Here is a 20,360-nt window from a genome sequence, read left to right on the forward strand (position 1 = left end):
GGTTGATTCTGTGAGCGGGCCGGCGGCTGACCCGGTGATCGGCGAACCGGACGGCACCAGGACGGCGCCGCTGGCCCGCCGCAACCCGGTAGCGAAGCTCGCCGCCGCGCTGGTCTTCTCGGTGCTGCTGCTGGCCACTCTGGACCCGGTGGCGCCGGCCGTCGCGATCGCCGTCGAGCTCGCCGTGGTCCCGCTGTTCGGGCTCGGCTACCGGGCCCTGCTGCGCCGGATGGCGCCGCTGCTGCTGAGCGCCGCCGGTGTGCTGGTCACCCTGACGTTGTTCGCCGCCGAACGGACCGGCCCGGTGCTGCTCGCCGCCGGGCCGGTGCTGGTGACCAGCGGCGTGCTGGTCACCGCACTCGGGCTGGCGTTGCGCCTGCTGGCCGTGGCGCTGCCCGGTGTGCTGGTCTTCGCCACCACCGACCCGACCGACCTGGCCGACGCCCTGGTGCAGAACGTCAAGGCCCCGCCCCGGTTCGCGATCGGGGCGCTCGCCGCGTTCCGGCTGGTGCCGATGCTGGCCGCCGAGTGGCAGTTGCTGGCGATGGCCCGCCGGGCCCGGGGCATCGACGCGGGTCGCAACCCGGTGCGTCGGCTCCGGTTGTTCGCGACGACCGCCTTCGGGCTGCTGGTGCTGGCGATCCGCCGGGGCACCCGGCTGGCCACCGCGATGGACGCCCGGGGATTCGACGCCGGCATCCCCCGGACCAGTGCCCGGCGGCAACGGTTCGGGGCGGCCGACGCCGCTCTGGTTGTCGGTGCCGCAGTCGCCGCCGGAGGGTCGCTGGCGGTCAGTTTCGCCGCCGGGGTCTTCCGCCCGGTGATCGGCTGAGCCCGGCCCGGCCACTCCCCGGCAGAAAGATCAGCAGGTCACGCCAGGTGTCACAGATGCACATATGGCAACACCTTCACGGCACGTGCGCCGCAACGACGGCAGTACGTCGCCTGCTGTTTCCCCACCTCCACGAGATTGACCGCGACAAAGTTGATCTGGGAGGCGGAACAGGGATGGGACACCACCACCATCATCACCACCACGACCACGCAGCGAGCGGTGCCGACGTACCGGCACCGCTCGACCTGTCGGTGCCGGACGCCGAACTGTCGCCGACCGAGGCGTCCCGGCGTACCTTCCTGCGGAACGCCGGGCTGCTCGGAGCCGGCGCAGCCGCGTCGTCGGTGCTGGCCGGCGGACACGCCGCGCACGCCGCACCGGCCAACGACCACGCCGGCGGCGGCACCGGCGGCGGCCAGGCCAACGACGGTGAGTTCGTCTGGCTGGCCGGCGACCACCACATCCACACCCAGTACAGCTCGGACGCCATGTACCGGGTGGTCGACCAGGCCAAGCACGCCCGCGCGTACGGTCTGGACTGGATCGTCATCACCGACCACGGCAACGCTACCCACTCCCGCATCGGGGTGGAGAAGGTCAACCCGGACATCGTCGAAACCCGCAAGGAAATCAAGGACCTGCTGATCTACCAGGGCCTGGAGTGGAACATCCCGTCCGCCGAGCACGGCACGGTCTTCGTCCAGCCGGGGCCGAACGAGGTCGCCGTACTCAAGCAGTTCGAGACCGACTACGACGGTTCGGTCAACGGCACCAGCAGCCCGAGCCCGGAGAACGAGGCGCTCGCCATCGCCGGCATCAAGTTCCTCGGTGACGAGGTCCGCCGACGCCGGATCGGTGGTGCGCTGTTCCTGGCCAACCACCCGTCCCGGCGGGGCGTCGACTCGCCGCACGAGGTGCGGGCCTGGCGCGACGCCGACCCGACCGTGGCGGTCGGCATGGAGGGCGCCCCGGGTCACCAGGCGTCCAGCCTGCCGGCGCCGAACGGCCCGGGTCGCGGTCGCGGCTACTACGAGGGCAGCCCGTCGGCGGCGTCGTTCCCCGGCTACCCGTTGGAGAGCTACCGCACCTGGGGCGGGTTCGACTGGATGACCTCCACCGTGGGCGGGCTGTGGGACAGCCTGCTCGCCGAGGGCAAGCCGTGGTGGATCAGCGCCAACTCCGACTCGCACATCAACTACCTGGGTACGTCGATGCGCGGTCCGGACAGCGACTTCAACGCCAACGGCAAGTACAACGACCCGGTGTACGGGCCGCTGATCACCACCGCCGGTGACTTCTGGCCGGGACAGTACAGCCGTACCCACGTCGGCGCGCAGGCGTTCGGCTACCGCGCGGTGATGGACGCCATCCGGGCCGGCCGGGTCTGGGTGGACCACGGCGGTCTGATCCGGGGCCTGGACATGCGGGTCCGCCGGCTCAACGACCAGCGGCCGGGTGCCGGTGCCACGCTCGGCGGCACGCTGAAGATCAAGAGTGGTACGTCGGTCGTGGTGACCCTGGACATCGATCTGGCCACCGTGCCGAACTGGGCGCAGTTCGTGCCGAAGCTGGCCCGGGTGGACCTGATCGTCGGCGACGTCACCGGACCGGTCACCGACCAGGACACCTTCACCGCCCCGACCACCCGGGTGGCCGCCTCGTTCGAGGTGCAGCCGGGCCGCAAGCGGGTGTCGTTCAGCTACCCGCTGGGCCGGGTGGACCGGCCGATGTACGTCCGGGTGCGCGGCACCGACGGTAACCGCAGCGCGCCCGGTCTGATGGGTGCGGCGGTCGACCCGCACGGCCCGGCGATGGACGTGCTCGGCGACGCCGACCCGTGGCTGGACCTGTGGTTCTACGGCAACCCGATCTGGGTCCTGCCATCCTGACCGCCACCGCCATGATCATTACTGGGGTGAGCCTCGGGCATGCCGACGACGCCGCTGCCGAACACTGGCTGCACGACGTCGTCGGCGTGGCCGACCTGCCCGACCTCGTCGCCTGCACCCATCTGGTGCGGACGCCGAGGCCGCACGTGGCGATCAGTCTGGCCGCCCCCGACGGGCTGCGCGACCTGCCCGCCACCCCGGCCGATCTGGTCCCGGCGGCGGAGCTCGCCGCCGCCGAGCACCGGGCCGGCCGGTCCGGGCGGGCGGTGCGCTACCCCGGGGTCGACCGCCTGGTCGGCACACTCACCGTCGCGGAGCTGCTCGAACTCAGCGCGATCGAGCAGGTCATCATGCTCGGCGGCGCGCAGCCGGATGAGGACACTCCGCTGGTGACCCGGGACTTCGTCCGGCCGCAGTGGATCAACGGGGTACTGACGTTGATCACCACTGCGGTCGGGCCGGGGCGGATCGGGCCGTTCGAGTTGCCCGACCCGACCCCGTGCTGCGCCGATAAACACTGACCGTACGCCTCACCTGTTTAGCCTCACCTGTTTAGCCTCACCTGTCCAGCCTCCGGCGCTGGTCACATCCTGTGGCCAGCGCCGGAGGCAGTCTCATGCTCAACGGCCTCCCGCTGCCGGAGCCGCGAGGTGACGCTGACGCACCTTGAAACGCGAAAATAAGGTGTGTCAGCGTCACCTCGCGGGCGGTGGTGTGGTGGTCATCTCGCCGCACCGGGGGCACCAGCGGCTCTTGACTCGGAACGAGAACAGCCCGGCGAGGAAACCGAGCAACGCGGCGCTCGTCAACGCGCATATATCCATGATCCTCTTTGACTTCTCTACGAGTGGGGATGGTCGACGCCGTTGAGTGGCTGCCGGCGTTGCACCACGCCGGAGCGGGTCAGGGCACTCTTGTAGACGCCGATCGCGGCCATCCGCCCGTCCCGCCCGGCCGAGGTGATCGTGGCGAGGATGCCGACCACCGGGGAATCGGCGTCGTCGAGGCCGTACCGGATGTCGGAGACCCGGACCGTCATCGACCGGTCGCCGAACACCCAGTCGGCCTTACCGAGATGCAGGGTGTCACCGACCCGCAGGAGTTCACCGTCGGCCATCAGTCGTCCCGCCCGTCGTGGACGTACCCGTCCGGCCAGAGCCCGGCGTACTGCAACACCGCCCGCACCCGACGCGCCTTGACCTGATCCCAGCGGTCCAGCACGGCCAACGCGCTGATGAACGGCGGGCAGAACGCCGCCACGTCACACACCCGGCATTCGGCCAACCGACTCGGCATGTGCTCGGTGACCGTCGCCCGCGCACGGTCCAACACGTCGACTCCCGGCCGGTTCCGCATCGCCGCCGCCACCTCGTCCAGCACCGCCCGTTCGGCGTCGACAGCCGGACGCTCGGCATTCGGCGCGGGTGCCACTGCACGCGCGGCCAGCAGCCGGAACCGTGGGTCGCGCCCGATGTCCGTGTGCCCCGGCGTTCGGCGCGGCAACGGCGGCCGGTTCGGCGTCGGACCCGCGTCGACCGTGGGTTGTCGGGTCCGTTGATACCTGTTGTCGGGAACCTGGTTCCTGTTCACGGCTCTCTCCATCGCGGGTCGGGGGCGTTTGAAGGATCTTTTGTGGACTCTTCCTGTGTGGAGGGGATGCCGGGACCCCTGCGTCAGGTAGCCTAGGGACGTTCACAAACGTCCCGGGAGTGATCAACCATGAACACAGCGCTGCACGTGGCGATGAGCCGAACCGGCATGACACCCGCGACCCTGGCCGGCAAGGTGGGCGTCGACCCGAAGACCGTCGCCCGGTGGCTCGGCGGTCGCGTTCCTCACCCCCGCCACCGCTCGCAGGTAGCCCAGGTGCTGAGAGAAGATGAAGACGTGATCTGGTCCGGCTTGGTCAAACGCGGATACGACCGGGAGATCCGCGCCGCATGGCCGACACGCTCAGCCGTCCCCCGGGAACTCTGGAACGACCTGCTCCACCGCGCCACGTCCCGCATCTGGTGCGCCGGCTACACCTCGTACTTCCTCTGGACCGAAGTCCCCGGCATCACACCCACCCTGCGGAGCAAGGCCGTATCCGGCCTCGACCTGCGCTTCCTTCTCGGCCACAAGGACTCACCCGTCACCCGCGACCGCGAACGCATCGAAGATGCCGCCCTGTCGATCTCCACCCGCATCGACATCACCACCGCCGAACTCGCCAAGATCGAACCCACCCCACAGGTACGCCACACCGACCGCCACATCAGCCTGTCCGTCTGGATCTTCGACGACGAAGCACTGGTCAGCACCCACCTCGCCGACCAACTCGGACACGCCTCCCCCACCCTGCACATCCGCCGACGCAGCCCCGGTGGCCTCTTCGACCAGTACGCAAACCACGTCGAACACCTGTGGGAAGCAGCCCACGCACCAGCACCGGCCCCATGACCGACCCAGGCTGGACCAGCAGCTCAGACCCGTACCTCGTTGCACAGCAGCACGACGCGTGGTCTGCCGAGGCCGCCGCCCGGGGACGCGTCGGCACCCAACAGCTTCTCGGCGTCGAGACCGTTGACGCTGACGCACAGGTCGGACGCGCGTTCGGTCTCGCCGACACCGGACGAGCCGTCGTCCGCCGCCGACTCATCCTCGAAGACGACCGACCCGTCGAACTCGCCGACTCCTACTACCCGGAGTCCGTCGCCGCCGGCACCCCACTCGCCGACAACCGCAAGATCAAAGGCGGCGCAGTACGGGTCCTTACCAACCTCGGACTCGCGCCCCACCAGGTCAGCGAACACGTCACCGCACGACGGCCGACCGACCACGAACAGGAACTCCTCGACATCCCCGCCGACGAACCACTCCTCGTCCTCACCCGCATCAGCCGCGCCGCCACCGGCCAACCCGTCGAGTACGCCGTCATGCGCACCGTGACCAGCCGCTCCACCGGCCACACCTACCAAATGCAGGTCTCACCCGCATGACCAACGAACCCGACCACGCCGCCGCCAACGACGTACGCGACCGCCAACGCCAGATCGCAGCCGATCTCCGCCGACAGATCCTCACCGGCGAGTTCACACCCGGCGACAAGGTGCCCTCCACCGCCCAACTCTGCCAGCGGGACGGCGTCTCCAACCTCACCACTTAACGCGCACTCGCCATCCTCAGAAAGCAAGGATTCGTCCGTGGCGAGTCCGGGGTCGGGCGTGTTCGTCACCGCCAACCAGCCGATCGCCGTCGAAGCGAACCCACTACCCGGGCCGGCGAATCGATCGAAGTCACCGAGATGATCAAAGCCGCCCACCTGCGCAAGGCCAGATACCTCCTGCCCGGACCAGACAAAGCCTGATCTCACCGCCCTCCCGCGACACTTACCAGACCTCCACCGAGGTAGTGGAGTTGGCCACGGCGAACTCCGCTTGGCGAACCGCTGCATGCGCACAACGGACAACTACTCCCCCTTGCCGGAGACGACCGGGTACGCGACAATTTCCACATCGACCTGTCGTTAGGTAGGCGGAGTCAAGTGAGACAGCCACGCCGAGCCAGCAGCATCCGTTGAGGACAGACAACGCATCGATGTACGCAAGATTAGGTGCCGGAGTTGGGGTGAAATGTCGATTGCGGCAACCTCCGACACGCCCAGGATCCAGGGGAAGTTGGCGGAAAGATCCCAAACTGCCCCGAGCTGCGAAAACCAGCCTCATAGAGATCATCTGAGCCACTACCAAGATCATGATCAACCGAAGGTTGCCCTCCAGGCCCCCCGTTTGCCCAGGTCAGACCGCCCGACATTTCGGACACGGTCCCCGAGCACACGAAAACATCGGCACAGGTCGGCAGTTGACTGAATTTGTTCTGCGACGGCGCTGCCGCTATCCGGAGCGGAGGCCAGGCTTCCCGGGGTAGCCGACGGGGTCGATCGTACTAATGGCCGCGTTCGCATCACGCGCAACGTCCGCGAGCGTGTTAGTGCAGAGGTCGGATAAGGATCAACCGTCGAGTTGCTTCCCTTTGGAACAGGCCGGATGAGGGGACGGACTCCGCTGACCCCGTCACCCCACTCGGCTCGCGACCGTCAGCGACGGCCGGTGACGATGTACTGCAGCTTGAGCTCATGATCGGGTGCCACGCCGAACCGTTGATCGAGTTCGTAGATCGAGGTCAGCGGTACGGCCGTGACATCACGCAGACCGGCTCCTTCCAGCACCGCCACGGTCTGGTCGATCGACTTCGCGGTGGCCAGCGGCAGCGCCGACCGGACCGCGTCGTCGTAGTGGTCGGCGAAGTTCTCCGAGGCGTTGTCCAGCCCGTCGGGGAACCAGGTGCTGTCGACCACGGCGACGGTGCCGCCGGGGCGCAGCAGGCGTACCCAGTTGGCCACGGCGACCTGCGGCTCCCGCAGCGTCCACATCAGGTAGCGGCTGGTCACCGCGTCGAAGCTGGCCGCCGGGAAGCCCGGGGACACGGCGTCGCCGTACGCGATGACTGGGCCGTCGGGCATCGCGGCGGCGTGGTGCTGGGCCCGCTCCAGCATCCCCTCGGACAGGTCGATGCCGGTCACTCGGTGGCCGAGGCCGGCCAGCACGATGGCCGCCTGCCCGGTGCCGGTGCCGACGTCGAGCACGTCCAGCGGGGCCGGCGGCAGCGCCGCCGCCCAGACCTGCGACCAGGCCTGCTGGTCGGCGGCGAACCGCTCAGGGCGCTGCACGTACGCGTCGTAGCCGGGGGCCCGGCCGGTCCAGTACGCGTTGATCCGATCCTGTACGGCCGTCATGCCGCAGTCCTCTCCTCGGTCACCTCGTGCGGGCGGAACAGCAGGTGGATGGCTCCGTCGAGGTCCAGCCGCCGGATGCCGATCCCGTAGACCGGTTCGAGCACCGCCGGGTCGAGCACCTCGTCCGTGCTGCCGGCGGCCGCCACCCGACCCTCGCCGAGCAGCACCAGGTCGTCGCAGTATCGGGCGGCCAGGTTCAGGTCGTGCAGTACGACGATGGAGCAGGTGCCGAGATCCCGCACCAGTTGCAGGACCTCGTGCTGGTAGCGGATGTCCAGATGGTTGGTCGGCTCGTCGAGCAGCAGATGGGTGGCCTGCTGGGCGAGAGCGCGGGCGATCAGCACCCGTTGGCGTTCGCCGCCGGACAGCCCGGCGAACGCGCGGGCACCCAGGTGGGCGGCACCGACCCGGGCCAGGCAGCGGGCCACGATCTCATGGTCGGCCCGGCTGGTCCGCTGGAACGTCGACAGGTGCGGGCCCCGGCCCAGCAGCACCAGCTCGGCCACGGTCAACGCGGTGTCGGTGCCGCCGGTCTCCTGCACCACCACGGCCAGCCGGCGGGCGACCTCCCGCGACGGCAGGCCGGTCAGCTCGTCGCCGTCCACCACGACCCGCCCGGCCTCACCGCTCCGACCAGGACCGCTACTGCGCCCGGCGCCGCCGCTGCGCAGGGCACCGTGGAGCAGCCGGAGCAGGGTGGTCTTGCCGCTGCCGTTCGGGCCGATCAGCCCGAGGACCCGGCCCGGCCGGGCGGTCACACTGACCCCGTCGATCACCGGGTTGGCGCCGTAGCGCCAGGAGACCTCGGTCGCGGTGATCACGACTCGGCCTGGAAGTGCTGCACGATCCGTTCGAGTCCATCGATGGACAGTGGGGTCGGCGGCTCGGTGAAGTTGAACAGCTGGGTCAGCACGTCGCCGTTGCGCACGGCGGCCAGGTTCTCCGCCCCGGGCAGCCCGGTCAGGCCCTGTTCGACGGCGGCCGGGTCGCCGTCGCTGTACAGCAGGATCAGCACGTCGGGGTCGCGGCCGAGCAGTTCCTCCACGGTGACTTCGAAGACCCGTTCGGGTACGTCGTCGAAGACGTTGCGCAAGCCGGCCGCCTCCAGCTGAGGGTGCGCCATGCTGGCGGTGCCGTACGCGTAGGTGACACCGCCGCCGACGGTCGGGTACAGCACCGCAGCCGTACGGCCGGTGCCCGCCCCGGCCTGGGCCTGCACCTGTGCCATCCGCTCTTCCAGCGCGGCGACCGCCGCTGCCGCCTCGTCGGCCCGGTCGAACACCTCGCCGTAGGTCCGCATCTGGGCGTAGATGTCGTCGAAGGTCGGCACCGTCGTGCTTCCCGGGCACATCGCCGGCTCCTCCAGCAGCGGGATGTCCACCGCCGACAGCGTGTCCCGGGACAGGTTGTCCACCTCGCCGAGCACCAGGTCCGGCTGTTGGCTGATCACCACTTCCTTGGAGATCTGCAGGTGGCCGCTGGTGTCGGTCTTGTCGGTCAGCAGCGGAATCCGGTCCAGCTCGGCGAGGGTCGCCTCGTCGTAGTACTCCGCCGGGTACTGCCCGGCCCGGGCGGTGACCCGGTCCAGCACGCCGAGCGCGTGCAGGTACGGCACGGCAGCGCTCTTGAGCAGCACGACCCGTTCCGGCGCGGCGTTGAAGGTGACGTTGACGCGGCAGTTGGTGATGGTCACCGGGTAGCCGTCGGCCGCGGCCGGGGTAGGGCCGGCACCGGCTTCGCCGCAACCGGCGGCGAGCAGCGCGGCGGCGGAGATCGCCGCGACGGCGGTACGGGCGGTCGCCATCATTGCTCCTCGAAGGTCGCAGCTGGTCAGGCAGAGGTGGCGTGCAGGCGGCGGATCAGAACCAGCAGGAAAGGTGCGCCCAGCAGCGCGGTGATGATCCCGATCGGGATCTCCTGGGGAGCCAGCAGGACCCGGGCGAGCACGTCGGCCCAGACCAGCAGGATCGCGCCGAGCAGCGCGGCCACCGGCACCACCCGTACGTGTGGTGCGCCGACCAGCCGCCGGGCCAGGTGGGGCACGACTAGGCCGACGAAGCCGATGCTGCCGGCGGCGGAGACCAGCACGCCGACGCTCAATGAGACCAGTACCAGCAGGCGCAGTCGGAACCGGTCCGGCGACACGCCGAGGGTCTGCGCGGTCTCGTCGCCGATGGCGAGTACGTCCAGTCGCCGGCCGACGATGGTCAGGTACCCGGTCATCCCGACCAGCACGACGGCGGCTACCGCCAGCAGCGCGTCCCACCGGGCCAGCCCCAGCGACCCGAGCAGCCAGAACATCACCGACCGGGCGCCCTCGGCCGACCCGGAGGCGAAGATCAGGAAACTGGTGGTGGCGTACAGCGCGTAGCCGACGGCGACGCCGGACAGCAGCAATCGGATCGAGGTGACCCGGCCGCCGCTGCGAGCGATCAGGAAGACCAGCAGCGACGCGGCGAGGGCGCCGAGGAATGCGCTGGTGGACAGGGCGTACTGGCCGAAGCCGGCGCCGGCCCCGAACAGGATCGCCGCCGCCGCGCCGCTGGACGCTCCGGAGTTGATGCCCAGCAGGTACGGGTCGGCGAGCACATTGCGGACCATCGCCTGCAGCGCGACTCCGCACACGGCCAGCCCGGCGCCGACGAGCATGCCCAGCAGCACCCGGGGCAGCCGGACCTGCCAGACGATGGCCTGCTCCGGCAGGCTCCAGGTCGCCTCACCGGGCAGTCCGACGAGTTGGTGGCCGATGATGGCGGCGACGGTCGTCGGGGCGATCCCGATCCCGCCGGAGCCGACCGCCACCACGGCGGTGGCCACCAGCCCGACGGTCAGGACAACCAGCCAGATCCCGGTCCGGCGGCGCTGTGCGGCGACGCCGAGCAGGTCGCTGCGGGCTGCCGACAGGGTGGCCGCCGCCATCGCCTCACCCCCACATGCCGATCCCTTGCTCTTGCAAAGCTATGGCAAGAAGCTAGCAGCAAGATCAAGGGATCGGAAGGTGGTGAGTCACTGTTCACCTCGGCGTCGGTCAGCTGCGCCGGAACTGGTAGTTGCGGCCCTTGGCGGCGCGCTGACCGCGACCGGCGAGCCGGTCCGGGCGGACGCTCCTGGCCTGCGGGCCGGAGCCCGGCGCGACGGCGCGGGCAGCGCGGGCAGCGCGCCGACCCTCGGCGGGCAGCGCGTCCTCAGGCAGCGCGACCTCGGGCAGATCGATCTCGGACAGAGTGACCTCGGGCAGCGCGAGTTCACCCGGGGCGTCGTCGGGCACGGTGAACCGGGGCGTCGTCGTGTCTTGTTCTGGTCGTTGCGCCATGTGAGAAGACCTCCTGGCTACGAACCGCCACGCGAACCCGCGGCGGTGACGGGTGAGATGCGGGAGGCGGGCGCCGCAGACACCGACGACAGTCCACAACAGCGGGACCGGGCAGCCGGGACTCAGTGACGCCCGCAGTGCCGACCGGCGGCGGAAACCCCGCACGGCACGGATCGACGGCGACCGCCGAGCGGTCGCGGCACTGCGAAAGGGCGTCAGAAGCGCATGACAATCACGCTAACCGGTGCGGTCCCGCGGCGCACCCGGTTTTCCAGACAGTCCGGCGGCGGCGCCGGGACGGCTCGGTGGCTCAGCCCTGCGGGGCGACCGGGTTGGGCAGGGCACCACCGAAGCGGCGGTCCCGCTGGGCGTACAGCTCGCAGGCGTACCACAGGTGCCGCCGGTCGAAGTCGGGCCAGAGGGTGTCCAGAAAGACCAGCTCGGCGTAGGCCGACTGCCAGAGCATGAAGTTCGACGTCCGCTGCTCGCCGGACGGCCGCAGGAACAGGTCCACCTCGGGCACTTCCGGGTGGTAGAGGTAGCGGGCCAGCATCTTCTCGTTGACCCGGGCCGGATCGACCTTGCCGGCCGCGACGTCCCGGGCGATCGCCGCCGCCGCGTCGGCGATCTCCGCCTGGCCGCCGTAGTTGACGCAGAACTGCAGGGTGAGCGTGCTGTTGTGGCGGGACATCTGCTCGGCGGTCTGCAGCTCGGAGATCACGCTCTTCCACAGCCGGCCGGCCCGGCCCGACCACACCACCCGTACCCCGAGGTCGACCAGCTGGTCGCGGCGGCGGCGGATGACGTCGCGGTTGAAGCCCATCAGGAAGCGGACCTCGTCCGGCGAGCGGCGCCAGTTCTCCGTCGAGAACGCGTACGCCGACAGGTACGGAATGCCCAGCTCGATCGCGCCTTCGACGGTGTCGAACAGCGAGAACTCTCCCTGCTCGTGCCCCTTGGTGCGGGGCAGCCCACGGTCCTTGGCCCACCGGCCGTTGCCGTCCATCACGATCGCCACGTGGTCGGGCAGCGCCTGCTTCGGCAACGCCGGTGGCCGGGCACCGGACGGGTGCGCAGTGGGTGCCACCGGCGGGCGCAGGCCCCTGCCCTTGGTCATGATCAATCTCCTGGGGAACGGTCGACCAACGGCAGCGAGCGTAACCCGCGTTCCAGATGCCACTGCAGGTGCGCCGCCACCAGCCCGCTGCACTCCCGGCGGGTGGCCGGCTCCGAGGTGTCCGCCACCTGCCAGTCGCCGGTGGCCAGGGCGGCCATCAGGTCGATGGTGGCCGGCGCCGGATGGGCCGCGCCGGGTGGTCGGCAGTCCGGGCAGACACACCCCCCGGCCGGTACGGAGAACGCCCGGTGCCGGCCCTGGGTGCCGCACACCGCGCAGTCGCGCAGCGCTGGCGCCCAGCCGGCGAGGGCCATCCCGCGCAGCAGGTACGCGTCGAGCACCAGGGTGCCGGCGTGTTCGCCGTCGGCGAGGGCCCGCAGCGCGCCGAGGGTGAGCTGGAACAGCCGCAGCGACGGCTCCCGTTCCACCGGGGTGAGGCGCTCGGCGGTTTCGACGATCGCGCTGGCCGCCGTGTAGCGCGGATAGTCGGCCAGGAACCGTTTGCCGTACAGGTGCAGCCCTTCGACCTGGCTGACCGTGTGCAGTGAGCTACCGGGCCCGTCGGGGTTCCCGGCGATCTGCAGGTCGACGTGGCCGAACGGCTCCAGCCGGGCGCCGAACCGGGAGGTGGTCCGGCGTACCCCCCGGGCCACCGCCCGCAGCCGGCCGTGCCGGCGGGTCAGCAGGGTGATGATCCGGTCGGATTCGCCCAGCTTCTGTACGCGCAGCACCACCGCGTCGTCGCGGTAGAGCTGGCGGCGGTATCCGGGCACCCGGTCATTGTCCCGTGCCGACCGGGTGTGCCGGCGGCCGGCCCTGATATGGACTCAGGGTCGCGATCCGGGACAGATCCGTGGCCGTGCCGGATGTGTTCTGCCGTTGGCGCTCGTAGCGTCACCGGTATGACTCCCACCCGTACCACGAGCACCGCGTTCGCCGCCGCGTCGACCGTCGCGCTGCTGGCCGTCGCCTCGGCCGCGTGCACACCGCTTGACTGGCACCAGCTGGACTTCCACGACACCGAGACGGTTCCGATCACCGCGGTGCGGATCGTGGAATCCGGCGACGGCGACGTGCTGGTGCGGACCCGGCCCGGTGACACGGTCGAGATTCAGCGGGTCGTCCGCTACCAGCGTTCCGAGCCGGGTCGGACCTACCGGATCGACGGGACGGTGCTCGAGCTGGACACGTCGTGCGGCTGGCGGTGCGACGTGTCGTACGAGATCGTCGCGCCTCCGGGCGTCTCGGTCGAGGGTGAGAACGGCTCCGGCCAGCTGATGCTGTTTGACGTGTCGGACGTGTCGGTGCGGGTCGGATCGGGGAGTATCACCATCGACCGAGCTACTGGTCGGGTGGACGCGCGGACCGGTTCCGGCGGCATCACCGCGTACCGGCTGTCCGGTCCGGCGGAGCTGCACACCGGTTCCGGCTCGATCGATGGCCGCGATCTCAGCGGCGACGGGGTGGTCGCGACCACCGGCTCCGGAAAGGTGGCACTCACCCTCGGTGACCCGGGTCCGGTGCGTGCCGAGGCGTCCAGTGGGTCGGTGCACGTCACCGTGCCCGCGGGTAGCTTCCGGATCCGGACCGAGACCGGATCCGGATCGGCCGACGTACGAGTGCCGGACGATCCGGACGGCGAGCATCTTATCGACGCGCGGACCGGCAGCGGGAGCATCGTCATCGACCGCAACCGGCCCGGACCAGAGTAGCGTCGCGCAGATGCCAGGTCAGAAGCCCAGTTTGCGCAGCTGCCGGGGGTCACGCTGCCAGTCCTTGGCGACCCGCACGTGCAGATCGAGGTAGACCCGGCTGCCGAGCAGCTCCTCGATCTCCCGGCGGGAGCGGGTGCCGACGTCACGCAGCCGGCTGCCGCCGGCGCCGATGACAATCGCCTTCTGACTCGGCCGCTCGACGTAGATGTCGGCATATATCCGAATCAGCGAATCCTCCGGGAGGATCTCCTCGACGATCACCGCGATCGAGTGTGGCAGCTCGTCCCGTACGCCATCCAGCGCGGCTTCCCGGATCAGCTCGCCGATCAGCACCTGCTCGGGCTCGTCGGTGAGCATGTCGTCCGGGTAGAGCCGGGGAGATTCGGGCAGGTGGCCGGTCATCACCTCGACCAGGGTCTGCACCTGGTGGCCGGTGGCGGCGCTGACCGGCACCACGTCGGCGAAGTCGCCCAGCTCGCTGACCGCGAGCAACTGTTCGGCGAGCCGGCGCCGGTCGACCAGGTCGGTCTTGGTGACCACCGCCAGCACCGTTGCTTTGAGCTCGGCGATCTCTGCGGTGATGAACCGGTCGCCCCGGCCGACCGGCTCGTTGGCCGGGATGCACAGCCCGATCACGTCGACCTCGCTCCAGGTCTGGCGGACCAGGTCGTTGAGGCGTTCGCCGAGCAGCGTCCGCGGCCGGTGCAGCCCCGGGGTGTCGACCAGGACAAGTTGCGACTGCGGCTGGTGCAGTACGCCCCGGATCACGTGCCGGGTGGTCTGCGGCTTGCTGGAGGTGATCGCGATCTTCTGCCCGACGATCGCGTTGGTCAGGGTCGACTTTCCGGCGTTCGGGCGGCCGACGAAACAGGCGAAGCCCGCCCGGAAGGTCTCCGGCGGAGCTGACCCGTGCCGGCTCACTGGCGTACCGTGCCGAGCAGTTTGCCGTCCGGGGCCGCGACGTGGACCGGCGCGTCGGTGGCCAGGTCCCGCACCACCGCGTGGCCGGCACCATCCAAGGTGGATGCTTCGGTAACCACGGCGGCGGCCTCCAGCCGGGTGGCGCCGGACGCGACGGCCGACGCGACCGCCAGCTGCAACGCGGTCAGCGTCAACGACGGCAACGCGACGTTCGCCCCGGCGTAGGTGCGACCATCCTGGTCCCGTACGGCGGCGCCCTCGGCCGCGCCGATCCGGGCCCGGGCACTGCGGGCCAGCACGACCAGCTTGCTGTCCTCGGCGCTGATCTGCTGCTCCGGCTCCGACCCGGCCGGCGCGGCCGACGGCGACTCAGGCATCTGCGTGCTGCCTTTCCTCTGCTCTGGCATGACGGTGGTCTCTGCCACCGGCGGTGCGCTCGGCCGACGGCCCGGCCGGCCGGTCGCCGGTCGACTGGTCGACGGTCCGGCGTACCAGGACGGTGTCCACCCGGTTGCGCCGCCCAGTGGTGCCCTCGGCGACCAGCCAGAGGCCGGCGACGGTGACCTCCGCACCCGGGATCGGCACCCGGCCGAGCACGTGGGCCATCAACCCGCCGACCGTCTCGACCTCGTCGTCGGAGATCTCCACGTCGAACAGCTCGCCGAGGTCCTCGACCGGCAACCGGGCGGTCACCCGGACCCGATCGTCGTCGAGTCGTTCGACCGGTGGCCGCTCGACATCGTACTCGTCGGTGATCTCACCGACGATCTCCTCCAGGATGTCCTCGATGGTGACCAGTCCCCCGGTGCCACCGTACTCGTCGACCACGATCACCAGGTGGGTGCGGGCGGCCTGCATCTCGGAGAGCAGGTCGTCCACCGGCTTGGACTCCGGCACGAACGTCGCCGGACGCATCAGTTCGATCACTGGGACCTCGTCGCTGCCCGGCCCGACCGAGTGGGCCCGACGCACCACGTCCTTGAGGTAGATGATGCCCACCACGTCGTCGACGTTCCCGCCGATCACCGGAATCCGGGAGAAGCCGGACCGCAGGAACAGCGCCAGCGCCTGACGCAACGTCTTGTGCCGTTCGATCCACACCATCTCGGTCCGCGGCACCATCACCTCGCGGGCGATGGTGTCGCCGAGCGCGAACACCGAGTGGATCATCTGGCGCTCGCCGTGCTCCACGACGCCGCGCTGCTCGGCCAGGTCGACCAGCTCCCGCAGCTCGATCTGGGTGGCGAAGGGGCCCTCCCGGAAGCCCTTGCCCGGGGTCACCGCGTTACCGATCAGGATCAGCAGGGAGGCCAGCGGGTTCAGGGCGCGGCCCAGACCGCGCACCAGCGGCGCGGTCGCCCGCGCCACGACGAAGGCGTGCTGGCGGCCGATCGTACGCGGGCCGACCCCGACCACCACGAAGCTGACCACGGTCATCGCCCCGGCGGTGACCAGCGCCGCCGTCCAGCCGGCACCGAAAGTGTCCACGGCGACCAGCGCGACCAGGGTGGTGGCGGTCAGCTCGCAGAGCAGGCGGAGCAGCAGCAGCAGATTGACGTGCCGGACCGCGTCCGCGGCGACGATCTGCAGTGCCCGGGCGGACCGACTACCGTCGCGGGCCAACTCGGCGGCCCGGGCCGGGGAGACGACGACCAACGCCGCCTCGGTCATCGCGATGATTCCGGCCAGCACCACCAGACCGGCGGCGATGACCAACAGTTGCAGGTCCGGCAGCCCGGTGGCTGCCGCAGCGGCGGCCAGCGGGGTGCCGGTGGTATGGCCAGAGTTCACGTGGCCCGGGCTTCCTTCCAGCTGTAGAGCAGGCGAGCCTGCAACTCGAACATCTCACGTTCCTCGTCCGGCTCGGCGTGGTCGTAGCCGAGCAGGTGCAGCACCCCGTGCACGGTGAGCAGGTGGAGCTCGTCGGCGGCGGCGTGCCCGGCGGTGGCCGCCTGCTTGGCGGCCACCTCCGGGCAGAGCACGATGTCGCCGAGCAGCCCCGGCTCGTCCGGGCTCGACTCGCCCGGACCGTGGTCGACGCTGCCCTCGTCCATCGGGAAGGCGAGTACGTCGGTCGGCCCGTCGCCGCCCATCCAGCGGTGGTTGAGCTCGGCCATGTAGTCCTGGTCGACCAGCAGCACCGACAGCTCCGCGAGCGGGTTGACGCCCATCTCGTCCAGCGCGTGACGGGCGACGGCGAGCACCGCGTCGGTGTCGACGTCGATTCCGGACTCGTTGGCGATCTCGATGGACACGTATCTCTCCCGAAGCTCTATCGACGCCGGTTCGCCCGGCCGCCGTGGGCGGTCCGGCCCTGGACCGCGTGGACGCCCTGATTCTGCTGTGCCTCGCGGTCGGCGTCCCACCGGGCGTACGCGTCGACGATGTCGCTGACCAGCCGGTGGCGCACCACGTCGGTGCTGGACAGCTGCGCGAAGTGCACATCGTCCAGGCCGGTGAGGATGTCCCGCACGGTACGCAGCCCGCTGGAGGTGCCACCGGGCAGGTCGACCTGGGTGATGTCGCCGGTGACCACGATCCGGGAACCGAAGCCGAGCCGGGTCAAAAACATCTTCATCTGCTCGGCCGTGGTGTTCTGCGCCTCGTCGAGGATGATGAAGGCGTCGTTGAGGGTCCGACCCCGCATGTAGGCCAGCGGCGCGACCTCGATGGTCCCGGCCGCCATCAGCTTCGGGATGGAGTCGGGGTCGAGCATGTCGTGCAGCGCGTCGTAGAGCGGACGCAGGTAGGGGTCGATCTTCTCGTAGAGCGTGCCGGGCAGGAAGCCGAGCCGCTCACCGGCCTCGACCGCCGGCCGGGTCAGGATGATCCGGTTGACCTGCTTGGCCTGCAGTGCCTGCACCGCCTTGGCCATCGCGAGGTAGGTCTTGCCGGTGCCGGCGGGGCCGATGCCGAAGACGATGGTGTGCGCGTCGATCGCATCCACGTACCGCTTCTGGCCCAGGGTCTTGGGCCGGATGGTCCGCCCGCGCCGGGAGAGGATGTTGAGGGTGAGCACGTCGGCGGGGCGTTCGCTGCCGCCCTGCGCCAGCATGCCGACGGTACGCCGGACCGCGTCGGTGGTCAGCGTCTCGCCCTTGGCGATGAGCTCGAGCAGCTCACTGAACAACCGCTCGGCCACCGCGTTGTCCGACGGCACACCGGTGATGGTGATCTCGTTGCCGCGTACGTGGACGTCGCTGGCGAGGGACTGCTCGACCAGCCGCAGGATCTCGTCGCCTGCGCCGAGCAGGTTGACCATGATCTGCGGGTCCGGGACGGTGATCCTGGTCTGCACCCGGGCCTGCCCGGGAGGTGGAGTGCCGGTCATGGGTCGGCCTGACGGCCTTTCGCACCTGCTTCCATTTCAGCGCCCCGACCCGGTCGGCCGCGGCGGGCGGACTTGCTGCCATCGTATCCGCTCAACGCCCGGCGCAGCGGCTCCATTTCCGCCGGTCGTCACCGGGACAGCAGCGGACCGAGCGGTGCCCCACCGAGCACGTGGGCGTGCACGTGGAACACCTCCTGACCGGCGTACCGGCCGGTGTTGAAGATCAACCGGAAGCCGTCCGCAGCGAGCCCTTCGGCCTGCGCCACCGCGGCCGCCGTGGCCAGCAGCTCGCCCGCGACGGCGGGGTCTGCGGCGGCCAGGGCGGCGACGTCGGGGTGGTGCTGCTTCGGTATCACCAGCACGTGGGTCGGTGCCTGCGGGTGGAGGTCCCGGAACGCGACCGTGTTGGCCCCGTCGTACAGCAGGGTGGTCGGCAGTTCCCCGGCGGCGATCCGGCAGAAGACACAGTTGTCGCTCACCCGACGGATGGTAGCGGTGATCGGGTCCGGCCGGTCCACCGCCGCGCTACCAGCGCCCCAGCCGACCGGAGAGCAGGGCGAGTGCCGCGACACCGGCGGTCGACGTCCGCAGCACCGCCGGGCCGAGCCGCACCGGCCGGGCCCCGGCGTCAACGAAGGTGGCCAGCTCGGCGTCGTCGATCCCGCCTTCCGGCCCCACCACCAGCAGCACCGACCCGGTGGTCGGCAGGTCGGCGACGGCCAGCCGCTGCTGCGCCGACTCGTGCAGGACGAAGCCGGCGGCGGACGCCGTGCACCGGGCGGCGACCGCGTCGGTGGGCTCGGCCGGCTGCTGGTCGGAGCCGCCGATCGTCGGCAGCCACGGCCGGCGGGCCTGTTTGGTGGCCTCCCGCGCGGTGTCGACCCATCGTCGCCGGGCGCGGGCACCACGGTCGTCGCGCCAGCGGGTCACCGATCGGGCGGCCGCCCACGGGACGATCTCGTCGACCCCGACCTCGGTCATCGCCTGCACCGCCAGCTCACCCCGGTCGCCCTTGGCAATGCCCTGCGCCACCACCAGCCGGGGGTCGGCGGCGCTGACCTGCCCGGTGTCGAGGATCCGCAGGTCGAGCTGGTGCCGGCCGACAGCCTCGACCACCGCGTCGGCGACGCCGCCGCGCCCGTCGGCGAGCCGCAGCCGCTCGCCGAGACGCAGGCGGACCACCGTGGCGGCGTGGTGGCCCTCCGGCCCGTCGAGGGTGTGGGTCGGCCCGGTCGGCAGGCGGTCGACGAGAAACAGCGGGGCGCTCACGTCGGATCGGTCCTCCGCTGCTGCTCGCTGGCCGGACGGCGGGTCAGCCGTGGCCGTTGAACGCGTCGCGCATGCGGGAGAAGAATCCGCCCTGCTTGGTCAGCTCGGCGACCTCCTCGCCCCGGGCCTTGGCGAACTCCCGCAGCGTCCGCTCCTGCTCGGCGTCGAGCTTGGTCGGGGTACGCACGTCGAGGTGCACGTAGAGGTCACCGCGGCCGGTGCCGCGCAGATGCGGCACGCCGCGCCCGCGCAGCCGCAGCGTGGCACCCGGCTGGGTGCCCGGCTTGACGTCCACCGGCTCGTCGCTGTCCAGGGTCCGGATGGTCAGCCGGGTGCCGAGCGCCGCGGCGGTCATCGGCACGGTGACCCGGCAGTGCAGGTCGTCGCCCTTGCGGGAGTAGACGTCGTGCGGCTGCTCGTGGATCTCGACGTACAGGTCACCGGCCGTGCCCCCGCCCGGCCCGACCTCGCCCTGCTGGGCCAGCCGGATCCGCATCCCGTCCTCCACCCCGGCGGGGATCTTGACGGTCAGCGAACGTCGGGTCCGCACCCGGCCGTCGCCGGAACAGGTGGTGCAGGGGTGCGGGATGACGGTGCCGTAGCCCTGGCAGGCGACGCAGGGCCGAGACGAGACCACCTGGCCGAGGAAGGTCCGTTGCACGGACTGGACCTCGCCGCGCCCGCCGCACGCCTCGCAGGTCGCCAGGTGGGTGCCGGCTGCGGTGCCCGCGCCGGAGCATGTGGTGCAGATCACCGCCGTGTCGACGGTGATCGGCGCTTCCACGCCGAACGCGGTGTCGGTCAGATCGAGCTCCAGGCGCAGGATCGCGTCGGCGCCTGGGCGGGTCCGCGACCTCGGCCCACGGGAGCCGGCCGCCGCCCCGAAGAAGGCGTCCATGATGTCCTGGAAGCCGACGAAGGGCCCGGCCCCGCCGGGGCCGCCGCCGGGCGCGCCGCCGGGTGCCAACGGGTCGCCACCGAGATCGACGATCTGCCGCTTCTGGTCGTCGGAGAGCACCTCGTACGCGGCGTTGATGTCCTTGAACTTGTCAGCCGCCACCGGATCCGGATTGACGTCCGGATGGTACTGCCGGGCCAACTTGCGGTAGGCCCGCTTGATGTCGTCAGCGGAGGCGTCCCGGCTCACGCCGAGAATCCCGTAGTAGTCCTTGGCCACTGCGTCTGGTGTCCTC

General features: G+C 70.7%; 24 protein-coding genes. 7 read left to right on the top strand and 17 right to left on the bottom strand.

Annotation, left to right across the window (positions count from 1 at the left end; genetic code table 11):
* Window positions 1–34: 34 nt before the first annotated feature.
* The 3 genes from ACFHWS_RS10860 to ACFHWS_RS10870 all read left to right on the top strand — a co-directional run bounded on the left by ACFHWS_RS10860 (window position 35) and on the right by ACFHWS_RS10870 (window position 3,245).
* Window positions 35–832 carry an energy-coupling factor transporter transmembrane component T family protein gene (locus ACFHWS_RS10860; RefSeq protein ID WP_416554569.1) on the top strand — a complete coding sequence of 266 codons (798 nt, stop codon included), beginning with the start codon at window positions 35–37 and terminating at the stop codon, window positions 830–832.
* Between the two features lie 176 nt (window positions 833–1,008).
* Complete coding sequence (locus ACFHWS_RS10865; RefSeq protein ID WP_416554414.1) at window positions 1,009–2,724, top strand: PHP domain-containing protein; 1,716 nt, start codon at window positions 1,009–1,011, stop codon at window positions 2,722–2,724.
* Window positions 2,725–2,750: 26 nt separating this feature from the next.
* Window positions 2,751–3,245, top strand: a complete 495-nt coding sequence (locus ACFHWS_RS10870) for a hypothetical protein (RefSeq protein WP_416554412.1) — start codon at window positions 2,751–2,753, stop codon at window positions 3,243–3,245.
* Between the two features lie 320 nt (window positions 3,246–3,565).
* Here the strand turns inward: ACFHWS_RS10870 and ACFHWS_RS10875 are convergent, their stop codons facing one another.
* Together ACFHWS_RS10875 and ACFHWS_RS10880 are read right to left on the bottom strand one after the other, a co-directional pair.
* Window positions 3,566–3,841 carry a hypothetical protein gene (locus tag ACFHWS_RS10875; RefSeq protein WP_282231762.1) on the bottom strand — a complete coding sequence of 92 codons (276 nt, stop codon included), beginning with the start codon at window positions 3,839–3,841 and terminating at the stop codon, window positions 3,566–3,568.
* Window positions 3,841–4,314 (bottom strand): hypothetical protein, encoded by a 474-nt coding sequence (locus tag ACFHWS_RS10880; RefSeq protein ID WP_416554410.1) that lies wholly within the window; start codon window positions 4,312–4,314, stop codon window positions 3,841–3,843. The genes ACFHWS_RS10875 and ACFHWS_RS10880 overlap by 1 nt, the downstream gene beginning before the upstream one ends.
* A gap of 129 nt (window positions 4,315–4,443) precedes the next feature.
* On the opposite strand from ACFHWS_RS10880, the gene ACFHWS_RS10885 reads away from it, so the two are divergent.
* The 3 genes from ACFHWS_RS10885 to ACFHWS_RS10895 are packed head-to-tail and all read left to right on the top strand — an operon-like array spanning window position 4,444 to window position 5,872.
* Window positions 4,444–5,166, top strand: a complete 723-nt coding sequence (locus ACFHWS_RS10885) for an XRE family transcriptional regulator (RefSeq protein WP_416554409.1) — start codon at window positions 4,444–4,446, stop codon at window positions 5,164–5,166.
* Complete coding sequence (locus ACFHWS_RS10890) at window positions 5,163–5,705, top strand: GntR family transcriptional regulator (RefSeq protein WP_416554407.1); 543 nt, start codon at window positions 5,163–5,165, stop codon at window positions 5,703–5,705. Before ACFHWS_RS10885 ends, ACFHWS_RS10890 begins: the two co-directional genes overlap by 4 nt.
* On the top strand, window positions 5,702–5,872 hold the full coding sequence (locus tag ACFHWS_RS10895; RefSeq protein ID WP_416554405.1) for a GntR family transcriptional regulator: 171 nt from the start codon (window positions 5,702–5,704) through the stop codon (window positions 5,870–5,872). The genes ACFHWS_RS10890 and ACFHWS_RS10895 overlap by 4 nt, the downstream gene beginning before the upstream one ends.
* Window positions 5,873–6,802: 930 nt before the next feature.
* Here the strand turns inward: ACFHWS_RS10895 and ACFHWS_RS10900 are convergent.
* The 7 genes from ACFHWS_RS10900 to recO all read right to left on the bottom strand — a co-directional run bounded on the left by ACFHWS_RS10900 (window position 6,803) and on the right by recO (window position 12,704).
* On the bottom strand, window positions 6,803–7,501 hold the full coding sequence (locus tag ACFHWS_RS10900) for a class I SAM-dependent methyltransferase (RefSeq protein WP_416554403.1): 699 nt from the start codon (window positions 7,499–7,501) through the stop codon (window positions 6,803–6,805).
* Window positions 7,498–8,322, bottom strand: coding sequence for an ABC transporter ATP-binding protein (locus ACFHWS_RS10905; protein WP_416554401.1), 825 nt, complete (start codon window positions 8,320–8,322; stop codon window positions 7,498–7,500). Before ACFHWS_RS10905 ends, ACFHWS_RS10900 begins: the two co-directional genes overlap by 4 nt.
* Window positions 8,319–9,308 (bottom strand): ABC transporter substrate-binding protein, encoded by a 990-nt coding sequence (locus ACFHWS_RS10910; protein ID WP_416568118.1) that lies wholly within the window; start codon window positions 9,306–9,308, stop codon window positions 8,319–8,321. Before ACFHWS_RS10910 ends, ACFHWS_RS10905 begins: the two co-directional genes overlap by 4 nt.
* A gap of 23 nt (window positions 9,309–9,331) precedes the next feature.
* Window positions 9,332–10,420 carry a FecCD family ABC transporter permease gene (locus ACFHWS_RS10915; RefSeq protein WP_416554397.1) on the bottom strand — a complete coding sequence of 363 codons (1,089 nt, stop codon included), beginning with the start codon at window positions 10,418–10,420 and terminating at the stop codon, window positions 9,332–9,334.
* 109 nt (window positions 10,421–10,529) lie between these two features.
* On the bottom strand, window positions 10,530–10,814 hold the full coding sequence (locus ACFHWS_RS10920) for a hypothetical protein (RefSeq protein ID WP_416554395.1): 285 nt from the start codon (window positions 10,812–10,814) through the stop codon (window positions 10,530–10,532).
* 310 nt (window positions 10,815–11,124) lie between these two features.
* Complete coding sequence (locus ACFHWS_RS10925) at window positions 11,125–11,931, bottom strand: isoprenyl transferase (protein WP_416554393.1); 807 nt, start codon at window positions 11,929–11,931, stop codon at window positions 11,125–11,127.
* Window positions 11,932–11,933: 2 nt separating this feature from the next.
* The gene (gene recO, locus ACFHWS_RS10930) at window positions 11,934–12,704 is read right to left on the bottom strand and encodes a DNA repair protein RecO (RefSeq protein WP_416554391.1); all 771 of its coding nucleotides are present in this window, start codon (window positions 12,702–12,704) and stop codon (window positions 11,934–11,936) included.
* 129 nt (window positions 12,705–12,833) lie between these two features.
* On the opposite strand from recO, the gene ACFHWS_RS10935 reads away from it, so the two are divergent.
* Entirely contained in the window at window positions 12,834–13,643 is an 810-nt protein-coding gene (locus ACFHWS_RS10935; RefSeq protein WP_416554389.1) for a DUF4097 family beta strand repeat-containing protein, read from the top strand.
* An 18-nt stretch (window positions 13,644–13,661) separates the two neighbouring features.
* On the opposite strand, the gene era is transcribed toward ACFHWS_RS10935, so the two are convergent.
* The 8 genes from era to dnaJ form a co-directional block, all read right to left on the bottom strand.
* Window positions 13,662–14,567 carry a GTPase Era gene (gene era / locus ACFHWS_RS10940; protein WP_416554387.1) on the bottom strand — a complete coding sequence of 302 codons (906 nt, stop codon included), beginning with the start codon at window positions 14,565–14,567 and terminating at the stop codon, window positions 13,662–13,664.
* Window positions 14,564–14,944: a cytidine deaminase gene (locus tag ACFHWS_RS10945; protein WP_416554385.1), complete on the bottom strand. Its 381-nt coding sequence runs from the start codon at window positions 14,942–14,944 to the stop codon at window positions 14,564–14,566. The genes era and ACFHWS_RS10945 overlap by 4 nt, the downstream gene beginning before the upstream one ends.
* The gene (locus ACFHWS_RS10950) at window positions 14,937–16,358 is read right to left on the bottom strand and encodes a hemolysin family protein (protein ID WP_416554383.1); all 1,422 of its coding nucleotides are present in this window, start codon (window positions 16,356–16,358) and stop codon (window positions 14,937–14,939) included. The genes ACFHWS_RS10945 and ACFHWS_RS10950 overlap by 8 nt, the downstream gene beginning before the upstream one ends.
* On the bottom strand, window positions 16,355–16,822 hold the full coding sequence (ybeY, locus tag ACFHWS_RS10955; protein ID WP_416554381.1) for an rRNA maturation RNase YbeY: 468 nt from the start codon (window positions 16,820–16,822) through the stop codon (window positions 16,355–16,357). Before ybeY ends, ACFHWS_RS10950 begins: the two co-directional genes overlap by 4 nt.
* Before the next feature lie 17 nt (window positions 16,823–16,839).
* Window positions 16,840–17,898, bottom strand: a complete 1,059-nt coding sequence (locus ACFHWS_RS10960; protein WP_278170666.1) for a PhoH family protein — start codon at window positions 17,896–17,898, stop codon at window positions 16,840–16,842.
* Window positions 17,899–18,026: 128 nt separating this feature from the next.
* Window positions 18,027–18,377: an HIT domain-containing protein gene (locus ACFHWS_RS10965; RefSeq protein ID WP_416554379.1), complete on the bottom strand. Its 351-nt coding sequence runs from the start codon at window positions 18,375–18,377 to the stop codon at window positions 18,027–18,029.
* Window positions 18,378–18,423: 46 nt separating this feature from the next.
* Complete coding sequence (locus ACFHWS_RS10970) at window positions 18,424–19,167, bottom strand: 16S rRNA (uracil(1498)-N(3))-methyltransferase (RefSeq protein ID WP_416554377.1); 744 nt, start codon at window positions 19,165–19,167, stop codon at window positions 18,424–18,426.
* A 43-nt stretch (window positions 19,168–19,210) separates the two neighbouring features.
* Entirely contained in the window at window positions 19,211–20,344 is a 1,134-nt protein-coding gene (dnaJ, locus tag ACFHWS_RS10975) for a molecular chaperone DnaJ (RefSeq protein WP_416554567.1), read from the bottom strand.
* Between the last annotated feature and the right edge of the window lie 16 nt (window positions 20,345–20,360).

Origin of the sequence: Micromonospora sp. LOL_013, assembly GCF_048060315.1 — a bacterium.
Classification (GTDB): Bacteria; Actinomycetota; Actinomycetes; order Mycobacteriales; family Micromonosporaceae; genus Micromonospora_E.

What these genes read in the sequence shown, in the direction of transcription:
- ACFHWS_RS10865 (WP_416554414.1), top strand. Translation starts at nt 1,009, where the DNA reads ATGGGACACCACCACCATCATCACCACCACGACCACGCAGCGAGCGGT.
- ACFHWS_RS10875 (WP_282231762.1), bottom strand. Translation starts at nt 3,841, where the DNA reads ATGGCCGACGGTGAACTCCTGCGGGTCGGTGACACCCTGCATCTCGGT.
- ACFHWS_RS10885 (WP_416554409.1), top strand. Translation starts at nt 4,444, where the DNA reads ATGAACACAGCGCTGCACGTGGCGATGAGCCGAACCGGCATGACACCC.
- ACFHWS_RS10890 (WP_416554407.1), top strand. Translation starts at nt 5,163, where the DNA reads ATGACCGACCCAGGCTGGACCAGCAGCTCAGACCCGTACCTCGTTGCA.
- ACFHWS_RS10895 (WP_416554405.1), top strand. Translation starts at nt 5,702, where the DNA reads ATGACCAACGAACCCGACCACGCCGCCGCCAACGACGTACGCGACCGC.
- ACFHWS_RS10900 (WP_416554403.1), bottom strand. Translation starts at nt 7,501, where the DNA reads ATGACGGCCGTACAGGATCGGATCAACGCGTACTGGACCGGCCGGGCC.
- ACFHWS_RS10910 (WP_416568118.1), bottom strand. Translation starts at nt 9,308, where the DNA reads ATGATGGCGACCGCCCGTACCGCCGTCGCGGCGATCTCCGCCGCCGCG.
- ACFHWS_RS10915 (WP_416554397.1), bottom strand. Translation starts at nt 10,420, where the DNA reads ATGGCGGCGGCCACCCTGTCGGCAGCCCGCAGCGACCTGCTCGGCGTC.
- ACFHWS_RS10920 (WP_416554395.1), bottom strand. Translation starts at nt 10,814, where the DNA reads ATGGCGCAACGACCAGAACAAGACACGACGACGCCCCGGTTCACCGTG.
- ACFHWS_RS10925 (WP_416554393.1), bottom strand. Translation starts at nt 11,931, where the DNA reads ATGACCAAGGGCAGGGGCCTGCGCCCGCCGGTGGCACCCACTGCGCAC.
- ACFHWS_RS10935 (WP_416554389.1), top strand. Translation starts at nt 12,834, where the DNA reads ATGACTCCCACCCGTACCACGAGCACCGCGTTCGCCGCCGCGTCGACC.
- ACFHWS_RS10945 (WP_416554385.1), bottom strand. Translation starts at nt 14,944, where the DNA reads ATGCCTGAGTCGCCGTCGGCCGCGCCGGCCGGGTCGGAGCCGGAGCAG.
- ACFHWS_RS10960 (WP_278170666.1), bottom strand. Translation starts at nt 17,898, where the DNA reads ATGACCGGCACTCCACCTCCCGGGCAGGCCCGGGTGCAGACCAGGATC.